The 16,388-nt window shown below is 64.2% G+C and carries 9 protein-coding genes and 1 pseudogene; 7 read left to right on the plus strand and 3 right to left on the minus strand.

What is annotated here, in order from left to right:
* Positions 1–238: pseudogene (locus tag A3AY_RS40265) on the plus strand (IS4 family transposase); the annotation flags it as partial.
* 237 nt (positions 239–475) lie between these two features.
* Here the strand turns inward: A3AY_RS40265 and A3AY_RS0103565 are convergent.
* Positions 476–3,112, minus strand: a complete 2,637-nt coding sequence (locus A3AY_RS0103565) for an ATP-dependent helicase (protein WP_026203070.1) — start codon at positions 3,110–3,112, stop codon at positions 476–478.
* 102 nt (positions 3,113–3,214) lie between these two features.
* On the minus strand, positions 3,215–3,625 hold the full coding sequence (locus tag A3AY_RS0103570) for a carboxymuconolactone decarboxylase family protein (protein WP_018324307.1): 411 nt from the start codon (positions 3,623–3,625) through the stop codon (positions 3,215–3,217).
* A 182-nt stretch (positions 3,626–3,807) separates the two neighbouring features.
* On the opposite strand from A3AY_RS0103570, the gene A3AY_RS0103575 reads away from it, so the two are divergent.
* Both A3AY_RS0103575 and A3AY_RS0103580 read left to right on the plus strand, forming a co-directional pair.
* Complete coding sequence (locus tag A3AY_RS0103575) at positions 3,808–5,025, plus strand: efflux RND transporter periplasmic adaptor subunit (RefSeq protein ID WP_018324308.1); 1,218 nt, start codon at positions 3,808–3,810, stop codon at positions 5,023–5,025.
* On the plus strand, positions 5,022–8,162 hold the full coding sequence (locus A3AY_RS0103580; protein WP_018324309.1) for an efflux RND transporter permease subunit: 3,141 nt from the start codon (positions 5,022–5,024) through the stop codon (positions 8,160–8,162). Before A3AY_RS0103575 ends, A3AY_RS0103580 begins: the two co-directional genes overlap by 4 nt.
* Positions 8,163–8,372: 210 nt before the next feature.
* Here A3AY_RS0103580 and A3AY_RS0103585 read toward each other — a convergent pair whose 3' ends face one another.
* Positions 8,373–8,804: a winged helix-turn-helix transcriptional regulator gene (locus A3AY_RS0103585; RefSeq protein ID WP_026203071.1), complete on the minus strand. Its 432-nt coding sequence runs from the start codon at positions 8,802–8,804 to the stop codon at positions 8,373–8,375.
* Positions 8,805–8,892: 88 nt separating this feature from the next.
* Here A3AY_RS0103585 and A3AY_RS0103590 point away from each other — a divergent pair, with 88 nt between their 5' ends.
* From A3AY_RS0103590 to A3AY_RS0103605, 4 genes are all read left to right on the plus strand, one after another.
* Entirely contained in the window at positions 8,893–9,708 is an 816-nt protein-coding gene (locus tag A3AY_RS0103590; RefSeq protein WP_026203072.1) for an oxidoreductase, read from the plus strand.
* Between the two features lie 37 nt (positions 9,709–9,745).
* Positions 9,746–10,747, plus strand: a complete 1,002-nt coding sequence (locus tag A3AY_RS0103595) for an NADP-dependent oxidoreductase (RefSeq protein ID WP_018324312.1) — start codon at positions 9,746–9,748, stop codon at positions 10,745–10,747.
* Positions 10,748–11,048: 301 nt separating this feature from the next.
* Positions 11,049–12,458: an FAD-binding oxidoreductase gene (locus A3AY_RS0103600; RefSeq protein ID WP_018324313.1), complete on the plus strand. Its 1,410-nt coding sequence runs from the start codon at positions 11,049–11,051 to the stop codon at positions 12,456–12,458.
* A gap of 93 nt (positions 12,459–12,551) precedes the next feature.
* Positions 12,552–16,358 (plus strand): AsmA family protein, encoded by a 3,807-nt coding sequence (locus tag A3AY_RS0103605; protein WP_018324314.1) that lies wholly within the window; start codon positions 12,552–12,554, stop codon positions 16,356–16,358.
* Positions 16,359–16,388: the final 30 nt, after the last annotated feature.

Genomic DNA, 16,388 nt, shown 5'->3' on the forward strand with positions numbered 1-16,388 from the left:
TCATTTCCTCGGCACCTCGGAGAACGCCGTGCGCATCCAGGTCTACGTTGCACTGATCGCCTACATTCTGCTGCGCATGGCCCAAGCCTGCCAGACCGCGATTTCCCAANCGCTCGCCTTCACCCGCCTCGTCCGCCTCAACATCATGCACCGCAGACCGATCAACGCGCTCAGGCAAACTCCCCCATCACCGAGATCCGACCCACGACAATTGCCTCTGCCAATCGTGGAAATTTAAACCGGACAGCAGTGGGCTTGACCCGAGGATCCGGGCACGCGCATCGCCGGATGGTGGAGCTTTGGTAGGCTTGGGGATGGATCCTCGGGTCATTCCTCGGGTTAAACCCGAGGACGACGACCGTGAGGAGATCGCGCCAATAGCGAACATCCGACCGCGGAGGTATCCGGTTTTCTCCGCCGAATTCCTCCCCTCCGTCATCCTCGGGCTTGACCCGAGGATCCCCTCCAGGTGACCTCACACCCGATCGACAAACCCGTCCAGCACCCGTTTCTGCCCGGCGCGGTCGAAGTCGATGGTCAGTTTGTTGCCCTCGATGCTGGCGATGTTGCCATTGCCGAACTTGATGTGGAACACGCGGTCGCCGACGTTGAATTTCGAGGGTTCGTCGATCTTCGACTTGGCGACGAGTTCGCCGTCGATGGTGCGGGCGCGCGGGCCGCTCTCGCCGTAGCCGATGCGCTCTATGCCGACGCCGGAGCGGCTGCCCCAGTTGTCGCGTGTGGCGTCGGTCTTGTGGGCCTGGGCGCGTTTCCAGCCAGGGGTGGAATAGGCGTTGGCGAAAGGTTCCTGCTTGTCGAAGCGCGACTGGCCGTAGCCGCCGCGGTTGTAGCCGCCGTAGGATTGGTCGGTCTCGGCGACGTCGACATGGGTGACGGGCAATTCGTCGAGAAAGCGCGAGGGGAGCGTCGATTGCCACAGGCCGTGGATGCGTCGGTTGGCTACGAACCAGATGTGGCAGCGGCGTTTGGCGCGGGTGAGCCCGACATAGGCGAGGCGGCGTTCCTCCTCGAGGCCAGAGCGGCCGCCTTCGTCGAGGGCGCGCTGGTGCGGGAAAAGGCCCTCTTCCCAGCCGGGCAGGAAGACGGTTTCGAATTCCAGGCCCTTGGCCGAATGCAGCGTCATGATCGAGACGGCGTCGAGATCCTCGTTCTGCTCGGCGTCCATCACCAGCGCGATATGCTCAAGGAAGCCGCGCATCGATTCGAACGCTTCCATCGAGCGGATGAGCTCCTTGAGGTTTTCGAGGCGTCCGGGCGCCTCGGCCGACTTGTCGTTCTTCCACATGTCCGTATAGCCGGACTCTTCGAGGATGGTTTCGGCCAGCTCGGTGTGCGGCGTGGTTTCCAGCAGACCCTGCCAGCGCTTGAACATGGTGACGACGTCGAACAGCGATTTGCGCGGCTTGGCCTTCATCTCGTCGGTCTCGATGAGATCGGCTGCCGCCGCAAGCATCGGGATGTTGCGGCCGCGGGCATAGTCGTGAAGACTGCGCACCGTCGTATCGCCGAGGCCGCGCTTCGGGGTGTTGACGATGCGCTCGAAGGCGAGGTCGTCGGCGGGCTGGCAGACGAGGCGGAAATAGGCGAGCGCATCGCGGATCTCGAGCCGCTCGTAGAAGCGCGGGCCGCCGATGACGCGGTAATTCAGGCCGAGCGTGACGAACCGGTCTTCGAACTCGCGCATCTGGAAGGAGGCGCGCACCAGGATCGCCATGTCGTTCAGACTGTGCTGCTGGCGCTGCAGCTGCTCGATTTCCTCGCCGACGGCGCGGGCTTCCTCTTCGGAATCCCAGGCGGCGTGCACCTGCACCTTGTCGTCGTCGGGGTCTGTGCGGTCGGTGAACAGCGTCTTGCCGAGGCGGCCCTCGTTGTGGGCGATCAGATGGGCGGCGGCGCCGAGGATGTGCTCCGTCGAGCGGTAGTTGCGCTCCAGCTTGATCACCTTGGCGCCCGGAAAATCCTTCTCGAAGCGCAGGATGTTGTCGACCTCCGCGCCGCGCCAACCATAGATCGACTGGTCGTCGTCGCCGACGCAGCAAATGTTGATTTGCGGGGGTTTCCCCTCCCCAACCCCTCCCCACAGGGGGGAGGGGCTTTCCTGCCGTTCCTCTTGCGCAAAATCACCAGAACCGGTGTTCACAGACCCGCGGTGGTCGCCGGCGGTGGCGCGGGAAGAGGTTTGCCCCTCCCCCTTGTGGGGAGGGGTTGGGGAGGGGTTTTTTCTGCTGTGGGGCCGCTGGGCAAGCAGCCGCAGCCACATGTACTGGGCGGTGTTGGTGTCCTGATACTCGTCGACGAGGATATAGCGGAACTTGTCGTGATATTCCTTCAGCACATCCGGATGGGCGCGGAACATGCGGATCGGGTGGAGCAAAAGATCGCCGAAATCGCAGGCGTTCAGCGTCATCAGCCGGGCCTGATAGGCAGCGTAGAGCTCGCGGCCCATGCCGTTGGCGAACGAGCGGGCATCGCCTTCGGGGATGTCGGCCGGGCCGAAGCCCTTGTTCTTCCAGCCGTCGATCATCTGGGCGAACTGCTTGGCCGGCCAGCGCTTGTCATCGATGCCCTCGGCCTGGATGATCTGCTTGATCAGCCGCACGACATCGTCGGTGTCGAGAATGGTGAACGAGGACTTGAGCCCGACGAGTTCGGCATGGCGGCGCAACAGCTTGACGCCGATCGAGTGGAAGGTGCCCATCCAGGGCATGCCCTCGACGGCGGCGCCGACCAGCACGCCGATGCGCTCCTTCATTTCGCGGGCCGCCTTGTTGGTGAAGGTGACGGCGAGGATCTGGCTGGGATAGGCGCGGCCGGTCGACAGGATATGGGCGATGCGGGTGGTGAGCACCCGGGTCTTGCCGGTGCCGGCGCCGGCGAGCACCAGAACAGGACCGTCGAGGGTTTCGACGGCTTCGCGCTGTTCCGGGTTCAGGCCGGAGAGATAATCGGGCGCCCGATGCTGGTCACGCGCAGCCATGGCGCGGGCGGCGATGCCGCCTGAGGGGGCCGGCGGCGCCGGCTCACGACCGCGCAACGGGCGCGGCGCTGGCTCCTCATCGAAGAAGGGAATGTCGTCAAATCCATTGCTCATGCGGCTCAATGTAGTGATTCGGCGCCGAAAGGCCAGAATTCCGTTCTTCTTTTATTCCGGAAGTCCAGCTTCATTGGGGAAACAACCGCTTTTGTGCCGCGATCAGGGCCGATGATCGGCATCGAAGACGGGATCGACGGGAACCTGCAGCGCGGTTGCCAGCTGGTTGGTCCTGGCGGCAAGCGAAATGACGCGCAGGAGATCGGCATGCTGCTCGGCGGTCATGCCCTTGGCCCTGGCGGCGGCCGAATGCGAATGGGCGCAGTAGCCGCAGCCATTGGTGACGGAGACGGCGATATAGAGCATCTCCTTCACCAGCGGATCGAGTGCCGACGGCGTTGCCATCGCCGCCTTGACCTCGGCCCAGGTGGCTTCCAGCAGGCCGGGATCGAAGGCGAGGTAATGCCACATGTTGTTGATGAAGTCCGACTTGCGGGTGGCGCGGATGTCATCGAACACGGCTTTGACGCGCGGATCGGATTCCGGGTTCTGATTTTTGGCGATGGTGCTCATGGGGCCTCCGGGTTCGTTTGACTGGAAAGCGGTCGCTTAGGACCGAAAATTGCTTTCATTACAATTGCGTAATGATGGTATTCTGGCATTGCCCGGCCTGCGGCAAAAGGGGATAGTTGGCCTTGTTGATGGACCCCGCGCGCCGCCATGGCCGGGAGCCGTGATTTCAATGGAGTTCCTTGATGCGGCTTTGGAAGCAGGTGTCGATCAGTCTTGTCATCCTTGCGGTGGGTCTCGGTGCGTGGGTCCGCTTCGTGCCGGGCGCCGGCGCGATGCTTGCCAAGGCGGGTGTACCCGCGCAACTGGTGGCCTTTGCCGCAAAGCCGGCGGCAGAGACGGGTGACGGGCAGGGCCGGGCACAAGGTCAGGGTGCGGGCCGGCGCGGGCAGGGCGGCGGTGCGCCGCTCGTTGTCACGCAGCCGGTCGACAGCGCCGTCGTCAACGACAGGCTGAACGCGATCGGCAATGGCGAGGCGATCGTCTCCGTCGCCGTCACGCCGCAGGCGACCGGCAACCTCACCGAGATCCTCGTCAAATCCGGCGACGAGATCGAGAAGGGCCAGGTGATCGCCCGCCTCGACAGCGACGAGCAGAGGATCGCCGCCGCCCAGGCCAAGGTCGCGCTCGACAGCGCCCGCGAAAAGGTTCAGCGCAACCGCAGGCTCGGCAATACCGTGTCGGTCGCCATCGCCCGCGAGGCGGAATTCGCCATGCAGACCGCCGAACTTGCGCTGCAGACGGCGCAGCTCGACCTGAAGCGCCGCGACATCGTTGCGCCCTCCGGCGGCATCGTCGGGATCATCACCGTCAATCCGGGCGACTATGTCACCACCTCGACGCCGGTCGCCGTCGTCGACGACCGCTCGCAGATCCTTGTCGATTTCTGGGTGCCGGAGCGGTTTTCCACCAAGATCGCCGTCGGGCAGGCGGTGACGGCCTCGGCCATCGCGCTGCCGGGCTCGGAGTTTTCCGGCGCCATCGACGCCATCGACAACCGCGTCGACCAGGCAAGCCGGACGCTGCGGGTCAGGGCACGGGTCGACAATCCGGACGATACGCTGAGGGCCGGCATGTCCTTTGCCGTCTCGGTTCGCTTCCCCGGCGACGACTATCCGACGGTCAATCCGCTGGCGATCCAGTGGAGCGCCGACGGCTCCTATGTCTGGCGCGTCGAACAGGACAAGTCGCAGAAGGTCCCGGTCAAGATCATCCAGCGCAATTCCGACAAGGTGCTGGTCGAGGCAAAACTCGCCAAGGGCGATGCCGTGGTGATGGAGGGCGTGCAGCGCCTGCGTGACGGCGGCGCGGTGCGTGTGGCGAGCGACGAGAAGCCGCTGCAACAGAAGCCGAGCGAGGGCGGCGGGGAGCAGAAGGTCTCCGAAGCGGAGACCGCGAAATGAGCGGCGCAGGCGACCATCACGAGGCCGGGCGCACGGCGGGTTTTACGGCGCTGTTCATTCGCCGGCCGATCTTCGCGCTGGTCGTCAACACGCTGATCATCGTTGCCGGTCTGGCAGCGCTGAACGGCATCGAGATCCGCGAACTGCCGCAGGTGGACCAGCCGGTGGTCTCGGTCAACACCCAGTTCGACGGCGCTTCGCCCGAAACGGTCGACCGCGAGCTGACCTCGGTGATCGAGGGTGCCGTGTCGCGCGTCCAGGGCATCAAGGATATTTCCTCGACGTCTCAATACGCCCAGAGCCGCGTCACGCTGCAATTTTCCGACACGACCGATATCGGCCAGGCCTCCAACGATATCCGCGATGCGCTCGGGCGGGTGGCGAACCAGCTGCCGGAGGATGCCGACGAGCCGCGCATCGTCAAGGCCGACGCCGACAGCCAGCCGATCCTTCGGCTGGCGCTGACGTCCGACACGCTGTCGATGGAAGACCTGACGCTGCTTGCCGAAAACGAGATCACCGACCGGCTCGCCGCCGTCGAGGGCGTCGCCGACGTGCAGATCAACGGCGACCAGGAGAAGATCTTCCGCATCGACGTCAACCAGTCGAAGCTGGCCTCGCGCGGATTGACAATCGCCAGTCTGCGCGATGCGCTGGCGACCGCCTCGCTCGACGTGCCGGCCGGGTCGCTGACCAGCGCCGACCAGGACATTTCGGTGCGCGCCACCGCCGGCCTGCAGACGCCGGAGGAATTCGAGAACCTGATCCTCGGCGACAATGTGCGGCTCGGCGATATCGCGACGGTGACGCTCGGCCCGGATATCGGCACGTCGTCGCTGAGGTCGAACGGCCGCCCGGGCATCGGGCTCGGCATCATCCGGCAGGCGCAGTCGAACACGCTCGATATTTCCGAGGGCGTGAGGAAGGCGGTGGCAACCATCGACGAGATCCTGCCGAAGGGCACGCAGCTCAAGGTCACCAGCGACGACGCGGTGTTCATCGAGGGCGCCATCCACGAGGTGGAGATCGCGCTGGTTGCCTCCGTCATCATCGTCACCATCGTCATCTATCTCTTCCTGCTCGACTGGCGGGCGACCCTCATCCCGACGCTCACCATGCCGATCGCGCTGGTCGGCACCTGCGCGGCGATCTATCTCGCCGGTTTCTCGATCAACATCCTGACGCTGCTGGCGATCGTCCTGGCGACGGGGCTGGTGGTGGACGACGCCATCGTCGTGCTTGAAAACATCGTGCGGCGGCGCGGCGAGGGCATGGGGCCGCGGGCGGCGGCGGTGCTCGGGACGCTCGAAGTGTTCTTCGCCGTCATCGCCACGACGGCGACGCTTGCGGCGGTGTTCGTGCCGCTGTCGTTCCTGCCGGGGCAGACGGGTGGGCTGTTCCGCGAGTTCGGCTTCGTGCTCGCCTTCGCCATCCTGCTCTCGGCGTTCGTATCCTTGACGCTCTGCCCGATGCTGGCGTCGCGCATGCTCAAACCGCATGGCGAGGAACACGGCCATACCGGGTTCATGGGCAAAATCGGCGTTTTTGCCGCCGGTTTCTATCGGCGGACGCTGCGGGCCTGCCTCAATTCGCCGCTGATCGTCTTCATGGTCGCGATTATGGTGACGGCGGCGGGCGCAGGCGCCTTCACGCTCTTGAAGTCGGAACTGACGCCGACGGAGGACCGCGCCCGCATCATGCTGCGGATGCAGGCGCCGCAGGGCGTTTCGCTCGAATACACGCAGGCGCAGATGCGCCGCGTCGAGGACGGGCTGCAGCCGCTGGTCGACAGCGGCGAGATCGCCAATGTCTTCTCCGTTTCCGGCCAGGGCGGCTCGGTCAACGGTGGCTTCATGGTGCTGACGCTGGCGCCCTGGAGCGACCGGGACCGCACCCAGCAGCAGATTTCCGCCGACATCACCAGGATAACGGCGAATATCCCGTCGATCCGGGTCTTCCCGATCCAGCCGAACAGCCTTGGCATCCGCGGCGCCGGCAACGGCCTGCAGGTGGCGCTGGTCGGCAACGACTACCGCAAGCTCGGCGAGGCGGCCGCGAAACTGGTGCGGCAGATGGACGACAGCGGCCGTTTCGAAAACGTCCGCCTGAACTACGAGGAGAACCAGGCGCAGCTTTCGGTGACGATCGACCGCGAACGCGCCTCCGATCTCGGCATCGATATCAAGGGCCTGTCGTCGGCGCTGCAGGCGATGCTCGACGGCAACAGCGTTCTTGATGTCTACGTCGACGGCGAAGCCTATCCGGTCAAGCTGCTGTCGACGACCAACCCGGTCAATGACCCGACCGACCTGCAGAACATCTTCCTGAAGACCGGCGACGGCAAGATCGTGCCGATGTCGTCGATTGCGACCGTCGAGGAAAGGGCGGTTGCGCCGCAGCTGTCGCGTGAGTCGCAATTGCGCTCCGTCTCGCTCTCCGCGGGGCTCGGGCCCGATATCGCGCTCGGCGACGCCCTGTCGATGGTCGAGCAGATGGCCGAGCCGCTCCTGCCGCCCGGGTCGCGCGTCGTGCCGCTTGCGGAAGCCGCGACGCTCGACGAGAACGCCAACGGCATGTTCATCACCTTCGGCTTTGCGCTGGTGATCATCTTCCTGGTGCTGGCCGCACAATTCGAAAGCCTGGTCAGCGGCCTGATCATCATGTCGACGGTGCCGCTCGGCCTTGCCTGCGCCGTCTTTGCCATGCTGCTCACCGGCAATACGTTGAACATCTACAGCCAGATCGGCCTGGTGCTCCTGGTCGGCATCATGGCGAAGAACGGTATCCTCATCGTCGAATTCGCCAATCAGCTGCGCGACCGCGGCGAAGACCTGCGCTCGGCCATCGAGAATGCGGCAAATATCCGGCTGAGGCCGGTGATGATGACGATGATCGCCACCATCGTCGGTGCCGTGCCGCTGGTGCTGGCAAGCGGCGCCGGCGCCGAGGCGCGCATCGCACTCGGCGGCGTTCTGGTCGGCGGCCTCGGGCTTGCCACGGTGGTGACGCTGTATCTGACGCCGGTCGCCTACCTGGTCATTGCCCGGTTCACCAAGCCGCATGTCGATGAAGAACGGCGGCTGCACCGCGAGCTGGAGCAGGCCGAAGCGCTGCAACTGGCCGAAGCCGCGGAATAAAGTCCCTCCGGCCGCATTCGGAGCCGGTTTTTCGCCCACGTTCGGGGCAGGGCGATTGCAAGAGGCGCTTGATCCTTCCCGGCGGGGGAAGGTGTCGCGAAGCGCCTGAATGAGCCTCCTCATAGCCTCGCATGCGCTCGACACTTCTCCCCGGTGGGGAGAAGAGGGAGGCCAGTCGCAACCCCGACCATTCGCAGCTTGAGCTGCGGCTCATTCGGGTGCGGCGAAGCGAATAGGACGTGTTCCGACCGGTGCGCCTGTGGCGCGATCGATGGTGACGGGATCGATCTCCGTTCCTGTCTCGGCGTCGAAGAAACGGGTCACCTTGCCCCCGCCGCGATGTTTGCGTCCCCACGCGCCCATCGCAAACAGCACCGGCAGAAAGTCGCGGCCGGCTTCCGTCAGCACATATTCGTCGCGTGGCGGACGCTCGGAATAGCGGCGTTTCTCCAGCAGTCCCTCCGCGGTCAGGCCTGTAAGCCGCCCCGTCAGCATCGTCGGCGCGATACCGAGGCTCCGGCGAAAATCATCGAAGCGGGTCAGCCCCGCATGGGCGTCGCGCATGATCAGCATGCTCCATGCGTCTCCTACAAGCGCCAGGCTGCGGGCGATCAGGCATGGTTGGTCCGAAAGATTCTTCATGTCGGTATCTTTTTAGTAGTGACTTACTATTAAATTGATAGTAACTGATTGTTCATCGATGTTCCACGACAAAATGAAGGCAGACGAGATGAGCAAGACAGAACGCGGGGTAGCCCTGGTCACGGGAGCTTCCTCCGGCATCGGGCTGGTGACGGCACAAGCCTTGCGGCGCGATGGCTACCGTGTCTTCGGCACCAGCAGAAGGCCGATGCCGGACACGGCTGATGGGGTGACGATGCTGATCTGCGACGTGATCGATGACGTGTCCGTGCAGAGCGTCGTCGACGAGGTTCTAAGCCGCGCGGGGCGGATCGATCTTCTGGTCAATAATGCCGGTCTCGGCCTCCTGGGGGGCGCTGAGGAATCCTCGGTCGCACAGGTGCAATCCCTGTTCGACGTCAATGTCTTCGGCGTCATCCGCATGACCAATGCGGTGTTGCCGTCGATGCGGCGGCGCGGCAAAGGGCGCATCATCAACATTGGCTCGGTCCTGGGCCTCATACCCGCGCCATATGCAGCTCATTATTCAGCGGCCAAACACGCAATCGAGGGCTATTCGGAATCACTGGATCACGAGGTTCGTGCCTTCAATATTCGCGTCTCAGTTATCGAGCCGGCGTTTGTCCGTACCGTCTTCGACCAGAATGGGATCAAGCCGGATTCCACACTGAATGAATATGATCGCGCTCGAGCCGGTCTCGACGCGCTCCTTCGCGATGTGATGCCCAAAGCCGATCTGCCGGATGTGGTGGCCAACGTGGTCGTCAAGGCTGCGACCGATGCCCGTCCGCGACGGCGCTATACCGCTGGCAAGACAGCGCAGCAAATCAGCCTGCTGCGCCGGTTTGCCCCCGCGGAGATATTCGACAAGAACTTGCGCAAGCAGTTCCGCTTGCCGGCCTGACGGCGCCGATGACCACTACAAAACGAAAGTTAGTCTGATGAAATCATTCCTGATCGATCGCTATGCGAAAGGCGGCGCTCTGCGGCTCGGCGAAAGCCCTGTACCGGAGTTGAAGGACAACGACGTCATGGTGGGGATCCATGCCGCCGGAGTGAACCCCCTGGACAGCAAGATCAGGGACGGAGAGTTCAAGCTGATCCTGCCCTACCGCCTTCCGCTGATACTGGGCAACGATGTCGCGGGCGTCGTGGTCCGGGTCGGTGCCAATGTCCGGCAATTCAAGCCCGGTGACAAGGTCTACGCACGTCCCGGGCAGGCTCGCATCGGGACATTTGCAGAATATATTGCCGTGCACGCCGCCGATGTGGCAATGAAGCCGAAAAATCTGACCATGGAAGAGGCCGCATCCATTCCGCTTGTCGCCCTGACGGCATGGCAGGCGCTTGTCGAGCGGGCAAAACTGAAGAAGGGGCAGAAGGTCCTGATCCATGCCGGATCGGGCGGCGTGGGCGTGATCGCGATCCAGCTTGCCAAGCATCTCGGCGCACATGTGGCGACGACCACCAGCACAGCAAATATCGCTCTTGTGAAAAGTCTCGGCGCAGACGTCGTGGTCGATTACAAGAAGGATGATTTCGAGAAAGTGCTTCAGGGCTACGACGTCGTGCTGAACAGCCTCGGCAAGGACACGCTGGAGAAATCCCTTGGCGTGCTGAAGCCGGGCGGCAAGTTGATCTCGATTTCCGGTCCGCCCGACCCGGACTTTGCGCGGCAGAACGGCTCGGGCTGGCTGCTTCAGCAGGTGATGCGCCTGCTGAGTTCCGGCATCAGGAGAAAATCGAAAAGCCGGGGAATTGACTATTCCTTCCTCTTCATGACGGCGAACGGCGGGCAGCTCAGCAAGATCACGTCGCTGATCGAGGCGGGCGAGATACGCCCGGTGATGGACCGGGTCTTCCCGTTCGAGAGGACCGACGAGGCGCTGGCCTATGTCGAAACGGGTCGCGCGAAGGGGAAGGTCGTCGTCGCGGTGAAGTGACGTCTGAGGTGACAGGAGCAGCGGCAATCATCGCAGTGCACTGATTTGCCGCTGTCAATTTGAGTTCAAATGGGCCGGATAAGCTGCTTTCCCCGAGTGGCTGGGGCCCAGCGCGCGTGCCTTTGTCAACATCACCCAGGGCTATTTCTGCCCTGTGTCCCGACTGTCTCACTTCGGCGCAATTCCATGCTAAACCCGTGAAGTTCAGGACGAGGTTCTGGACAAAATGATTCCGATTTGCACAGTAGCGCGTTGAAATCTAAGAATTTCCGCGACGTGCAGCGGCGTTCGGGAGCGAGACATGGCGTTGAAGGCGATCAAGGCGGGCAAGCGCAACGAAACCGGCATAGCAACGGTCGTGCGGCTGATGAGCGAACGGTTCGGGGCGCGTTTCCAGACTGGAGAGGCCATCCGGGCGCAGCATGCCCACGCGACGACCTATATTCCCGCGCAATTGCCCGACGGCGTCGTCTTTCCGGAGAGCGCGGCCGAGGTCGAGGTGATCGTTTCGATCGCCAGCGAACATGGCGTTCCGCTGATCGCCTTCGGTACGGGGTCGTCGCTCGAAGGCCACATCAATGCGCCGCATGGCGGCATCAGCGTCGACTTGAGCCGGATGGACAAGGTGCTCGAAGTCAACGCCAGCGATTTCGACTGTACCGTCCAGCCGGGCATCACGCGCGAGGCGCTGAACATCCATCTGCGCGACACGGGCCTGTTCTTCCCGATCGATCCGGGCGCCAATGCCTCGATCGGCGGCATGGCGTCGACGCGGGCCTCCGGCACCAATGCGGTGCGCTACGGCACGATGAAGGACAATGTCCTCGCCGTGACCGCAGTGACGGCGGGCGGCAAGGAAATCCGCACGGCGCATAGGGCGAGGAAATCGTCCGCAGGCTACGATCTCACCCGGCTTTTCGTAGGCGCCGAGGGGACGCTCGGTATCCTGACCTCGATCACGCTCAGGCTGCAGGGCATCCCGGAGGTGATCGCCGGCGGCGTCTGCTCGTTTCCTTCTGTCGGCGACGCCTGCAACACGGTGATCCTGACCATCCAGTCGGGCATTCCGGTGGCGCGGATCGAGCTTCTGGACGCCGTGCAGATGCGGGCGAGCAACGCCTATTCCGGATTGTCCTTCCCGGAAATGCCGACGCTGTTCGTCGAGTTTCACGGCAGTGCCGAGAGCGTGGCGCTGCAATCCAGGCAATTCGCCGAGATCGCCGCCGAATTCGGCAGTTCCGAATTCCGCTGGACGGCCAATACCGAGGAGCGCAACGCGCTGTGGAAGGCGCGGCACAATGCCTATTGGGCGCAGAAGAGCCTGGCACCCGGGCTGGCTATACTCTCCACCGACGTCTGCGTGCCGATCTCGCGGCTTGCCGATTGCGTCGAGGCGACGCAGGAGGACATTCTCGCCAACGGCCTGATCGCCCCGATCGTCGGCCATGCGGGTGACGGGAACTTTCACGTCGGCCTGCTGTTTGACGACAAGGACGGCGCCGACATCGCCAAGGCGGAGGCTTTCGTCGCCCGCCTCAACGAGCGGGCGCTGGCGATGGATGGCACCTGCACCGGCGAGCACGGCATCGGGCAGGGCAAGATGCCGTTCCTCGAGGCAGAGCTTGGCGACGCACTCGATCTGATGCGACAGGTGAAGCGGGCGCTCGATCCCGGCAACATCTTCAACCCCGGCAAGATTTTTGCCATGTGAAAAGCCCCAAGCGATGCTAATACCATGATCGATGACAGGAGACGCCGGCAGGGGCGCCATCTTCCGCAACAAACGGGTTAGGACTTTCAACTGGTGCTTTCGCGAATTCTGGTTTTCGTCGGTGGTCTTCTGGTCGTGGCACTGTTTGCCGCGCTGATTGCACCACTATTCGTGGACTGGACCGATTTTCGCAAGGATTTCGAGCGCGAGGCGAGCCGGATCATGGGCAAGCCCGTGGTCGTGTACGGCAGCGTCGATGCGCGGCTGATCCCGTTCCCCTCGGTCACTCTCAACGATGTCCGCGTCGGCCAGTCCGAGAGCGGCGAGCCGCTGATCCAGGTTGCGCGTTTCTCGATGGATGCGGAGCTTGCACCGTTTCTTTCCGGGGAAGCGCTGATCTTCGACATGCGGCTGGAACAGCCGAAGGCCAAGGTGCGGCTGCTGCCGGATGGTACGCTCGACTGGGCGCGCGGACGCAAGGCCTCCATTCCGGCAAAGGTCGTGATCCTCGAAAACGTTGCCATTGCCGGCGGCCAGATCGATTTCATCGACGAGCAGACGGGCCGCACCCGGCGGATCACCGGGCTTGAAGCCGATCTCTCGGCGCGTTCGCTTGCAGGTCCGTGGAAGATGGAAGGCCGCGCGGCACTCGACGGCGAGGCGGGCAGCTTCTCCTTCTCCAGCAGCGAGGCCGACGACGAGGCAGGAACGCTCGGCCTGCGGGCGCGACTGACCCCGGACAAGCGCCCGTTTGGGGTTGAACTGGACGGCGACCTGAAGATCGTCGACTTCAAGCCGCTCTACCAGGGCAAGTTCACGCTGACCGAAAACAAGCCCGCCGAGGCGCAGCCGGTGTCCGATCAATCCGGCGCCTTGCGGGTCACGGGCGCCTTCGAGCTGACCAACGAGCGCATTCGCGTGCCCGAATACCGGCTCGAAATCGGCCCGAAGGACGATCCCTATCTGGTGACCGGCGAGGCGACGCTCGATACCGGCAAGGAACAGGAATTCCTGCTTCTGGCCGATGGCCAGCAGATCGATGTCAGCCGTATCGGCAATGGCGGCGAGGCGGGCAAGACCGGCCGCGACCCGGCAATCTCCGTTCGCCAGAGGCTGGCTGCGATGATGGCGATCGCGGCGGATATCCCGATCCCGCAGGTGCCCGGCCGCGCGAGCTTGAAGCTGCCGGCGATCGTGATCGGCGATACGACTGTGCGCGACGTCCGCCTTGACCTGAGGCCGGACGGGGCAGGCTGGATGGTCGACAAGGCAGTGGCGCAACTTCCCGGGCGAACGCAGTTCGAGGCCGAGGGCAGGCTGCAGCTGAGCGGCCAGCGCGCCTTCCGCGGCGCAATGCTCGTCGCGTCAAACCAGCCATCGGGCCTTGCGGCCTGGGTTGCCGGTTCGGTCGATCCGGCGATCCGCAAGCTGAAGACCGCCGGCTTTTCCGCCACCGTCAACCTGACCGACACGCTGCAGCAGTTCGAGCGCCTCGAATTGGCGGCCGGGCCTGCCGTCCTGCGCGGCCGGATCGAGCGGCAGGCGCTCGATGGCGTCCCGCCGAGCCTGTCGCTGCAGCTCAAGGGAAACCGCATCGACCTCGAAGCCCTGCAGGCGCTGGCGGGACTGGTGGCAGGCGATGCGTCGAACGAAACGGTGCTTTCGCACACTATCGCCGCCGATCTTTCGGCCGAGCATTTCTCCGCTTTCGACGAGGATGCCAGCGACGTGCAACTGGTGGCGACCCTGAAAAACGGCCAGCTGCAGGCCGAACGCGTCTCGATCGGCGATATCGCCGGAACGCAGCTGGCGCTTTCCGGGCGCATGAGCGGGGATTTCAGCACGCCGGTGGTTTCGGCCAAGATGAAGCTTGCCTCGCCGGATCTGACGCCGTTCCTGGCGATGATCGAGCGTCATGCCGCCGCCCATCCGGTGCTGGAAAGATTGGTGAAAAGCGGGTCTTACTACGCGGACGCGGCTCTCGATGTGACCGTGACGTCCGGAGGCCAGGACGGCAAGGCGCCGGTGACCTTCGGCATTATCGGCACCGCGAACGGCACGAAGATCGCCGCCAACTATCAGGCGCCGAATGTGGCGCAGGCGCTCACGGGACAAGGCATCCTGCTTGAGGCGACGATGGAGAACCCTTCGACGCCGGTGCTGCTCGGCCAGATCGGCTTTGACCCGCTGCCATTCGACGTTGATACGAATGCGATCTTCTCGGTCAAGCTGCAGGGCGCCGACGGCCAGAAGGCCAACGGTTCGCTGACCTTTACCACCGAGCGGACGTCGCTGACCGCCAATGGCGATATCGACCTGTCGCGGGAGAATTTCCTGTCCGGCCAGTCGAAGATCGTGCTGGAAAGCCGGGACTTCGAGCCGTTCCTGCTGTTGCAGGGTATTGGCCTGCCGCAGATGGGAACGGGGCTGCCGCTCGCCTTGAAGGCCGATATCGCGACGACGCCGGAGGCGGTGACGCTCTCGGAAATCGAGGGCAAGGCCGACAGCAACGCCTTTTCCGGGACCATCGCCATCGACCGCAAGATGCCGGGCAAGGTGACGGGAATAATGGCACTCGATACACTTGATCTTGCCTGGATCGGCGAAGGCATCATCGGACCGGTCGAGGATGCGACGAGCGGCGATCTGTCGACGTCGTCTGTCGTGCAACCGCCATGGAGCGGGCTCGACGTCGCGCTCGATTTTTCCACCAAGCGGTTCTGGCCAGGTATCTACGGCGCCGTCTCGGACCTTACCGGCAAGCTCGTCTGGAAGGGCGACCAGATCGAGTTCGGCACGCTTGCCGGCAACTGGCTCGGCGGCAAGGTCGAGGGCCGCCTGCTGCTCGGCAATGGCGACGGCTCCGGCTTTTTCCAGACGCGGCTCGACCTCAAGGATGCGGACCTTGCCGCAGCCGCCTGGACAGCGGGTGGGACGGCGGTAGCCGAGGCCAAGGTCGACCTGACGATTGCGATGGAGGCATCCGGCAAGACCGCGCGAGCCATGGCCGAGTCGGCCAGCGGATCCGGTACGGCGACGCTTCGCGATACCGTGGTTCACGGGCTCAATACGGCGGCGCTGCCGGACATCATCGCGGCGGCCGATCGGCTGGAGGGGGAGATCACGGCAGATGTCATCAAGCCCATCGCCGAGAAGCATGTTCTGACCGGCCAGGCGGCGCTTGGCGCGGTGACCGTGCCCTTCAACATTGCCGGGGGCACCCTGCGGGCGCAGAACGTGACGGCGGGCGATGCTGCGGCCGGTCTTTCCGCCAATGCGGAAATCAGCTTTCCGGACGAGCGGATGAAGGCGGGCGTGACCGTGGATTTCCATCCGGGCGAGGAGGCGCTGACGGGCGCCGAGCCGCAGGTGAAGCTTTCCTATGCCGGCCTGCTCAAGTCGCCCGGCCTGACGCTCGATGCCACCGACCTGTCGAATTACCTGTCGCTCAGGGCCTTCGAGCGCGAACGGCGTCGTGTCGAGACGCTGCAGGCGAACGTGCTGGAAAAACAGCGGCTGCGGCGGGAAGTGGCCCTTTACAAGGCCAATGCCGCCGAGCGCGAGGCGGCGCGGTTGCGGGCCATCGAAGAAGAGCGGCGGCGCCAACTTGCCGTGGAAACGGCAGCGCGGCAGAAGGCCGAGGCCGAGGCGAGGGCGCTTGCCGAGAAGAATGCGGCCGAGGATGCGGCTGCGGCCAAGGCGGCAGAGGCTGCGCGCAAGGCTGAGGAACAGAAGAACCTTCTGCCGTTCGATCCGACCGGCGGCGTATTGCGGGGCGGCGCGCTGGCTGCGCCGCAGGACGGCGGCATGAGCGGGCAGCCTGCCGACGAACAGCCAACGGTCCAGACGCCGCCGCAGGGACTTGATTTCAATACGCTGCCTGGTGTTACGGCGCAGTAAAAAACGCCTGTCGCGACGAGCAGCCCATGC

Origin of the sequence: Rhizobium giardinii bv. giardinii H152 (assembly GCF_000379605.1) — a bacterium.
Taxonomy (GTDB): Bacteria; Pseudomonadota; Alphaproteobacteria; order Rhizobiales; family Rhizobiaceae; genus Pararhizobium; species Pararhizobium giardinii.